The following is a 489-nucleotide window of genomic DNA, read 5'->3' as shown; positions in this document are numbered from 1 at the left end:
CGACGGGACTGCCAGCCTGGATGGTCGCGCCGGTTACCCGGCCTGCGTTCGGGGCAACCAGCGTGTAGGTGCCGCTGCCACCATGTCCGTTGACCAACCGCAGGATGCTCGATTTTTCGGCGACATCCGCACGCGCTTCCATGGCCAGGGCGCGCGCCTCGTCGGCACGGGCGCCAGCGATGATTCCCTCGCGGTCAAGCTGGGAGAGGCGACCGGCGTTAGACTGGGCCACACCCAGTCGCGCGCCCGCACGCGTCAGATCGCCGCTCAGGCTCAAGACATCGCGGCTCGAGATTACCGCCAATGCCTGACCCCGGCGCACGCTGTCGCCTTCTACGACCATCGTTCGCATTACGACGCCGGGGAGGGATGCCGCGACTGCGACCCGTGCGCCTGGCGGTGGCGCAATCATCGCGGGGAGATCGGCAAGGGGTGCCTCGGTAGCCGATAGAGCGGCCTGAACCAGGATACCCAATTGCCGTGCCTGTG

General features: G+C 67.7%; 1 protein-coding gene. It reads right to left on the bottom strand.

Features of this window, described 5'->3' with window-relative positions:
• Nucleotides 1-352 (bottom strand): hypothetical protein (locus RAD16_RS40800; RefSeq protein ID WP_458163668.1); only part of this gene is annotated, 352 nt, incomplete at its 3' end.
• Nucleotides 353-489: the final 137 nt, after the last annotated feature.

It is taken from the genome of Bradyrhizobium sp. 18BD (assembly GCF_054185225.1).
Note: the sequence above shows the minus strand (reverse complement) of the source record. Positions and strands in the feature narration are given on the sequence as shown.